The 1,284-nt window shown below is 31.1% G+C and carries 1 protein-coding gene; it reads left to right on the top strand.

Features of this window, described 5'->3' with window-relative positions; all coding sequences use genetic code 4:
- Window positions 1-155 precede the first annotated feature (155 nt).
- Window positions 156-1,284, top strand: a 1,129-nt coding sequence (locus tag OF365_RS03145; RefSeq protein WP_318031883.1) for a site-specific DNA-methyltransferase, incomplete at its 3' end; no start/stop codon positions are given.

Genomic DNA, 1,284 nt, shown 5'->3' with positions numbered 1-1,284 from the left:
TGTGCTTGAATATGATGCGAAGCGCTCATTTACTAACACCATAGATAATGAGAACACTTTAATCATTGGTGAGAACTATGATGCTTTAAAGAATCTAATACTCATAGAGAGAGAGAGAGAGAGAGAGAGCTGCGCTCGATTATAAATATGATGTAATTTACATCGACCCTCCTTATAATACAGAAGCAGCAAATTCGGATGGGAATTCTGTTGCCAACGATTCTTTAAAAATCAACAATAATAAGTTTATTTACCGCGATAAATTCAGTCGGAACGGCTGATTAAACATGATGAATGAACGATTAATTTTAGCTAAGGAACTGCTCAAAGATGATGGAGTTATTTTTGTGTCTATCGATGATAGTGAACAAGCTTATCTAAAAGTCTTAATGGACGATATTTTTGGTGAAGAGAATTTTGTGGCAAATATAGTATGAGAAAAGAAAAATTCTGGGTCAGCTTCTGATTCAAAATTACTAAAAATTTTAACAGAATATGTTCTTGTGTATGCAAAAAATATCAATAAAATTTTCCTTAATGAAGAAGGGCAAAATGTTGATAAAAATTCCAATTATAAATTTGAAGATAAACATGTTAGAGAAAGAGGGAAATATTTTTTAAATCAGTTAGATAGGGCATCGCTAACTTGATCTAGTGGTCTAGATTATGTTATTGAACATAATGACAAAAAATATTATCCTGGAAAATCTCAAGAAGATTGATTAAGAAGACAAAGTGGAAAACACGCAGTGAAAGACTGGCAGTGAAGATGATCAGCAAGTAAAGTTCAATGGGGAATAGAAAATGATTTTATACTATTTAAAAATGATTCTGTTTATAGTAAACAATATCAATTCGTAGATAATGAAGGAAATCAAATAGTTAGAACATCTAAATTCTCAAATTTAATCTCTAAAATTCATAACACATTAGGAACACAAACGCAAAAAGAAATTTTTAATGCTAAAATATTTGATCATCCCAAACCTACCCAATTATTAAAATATCTAATCAATCTAATCCCTAACAAAAACGCCCGTGTTCTTGATTTCTTCGCCGGTTCTGGTACCACTGGTCATGCTGTTATGGAACTAAATAGAGAAGATGGCGGAAATAGAACTTATACCTTAATAACCAATAATGAAAATAAGATCGGTGATGAAATAACATACGAACGTTTATACCGGATCAATCATGGGAAGGGCACAAAAAATGAAAGTTTTAAATGAGCAGAGAAACATCTTCCATATCTAAGTAATTTAAACGTTTTTAAAGTTAAAAAGT

Origin of the sequence: Ureaplasma zalophigenitalium, from assembly GCF_025780055.1 — a bacterium.
Taxonomy (GTDB): Bacteria; Bacillota_I; Bacilli_A; order Mycoplasmatales; family Mycoplasmoidaceae; genus Ureaplasma; species Ureaplasma zalophigenitalium.
This window is presented reverse-complemented; position numbering and strand designations above follow the sequence as displayed.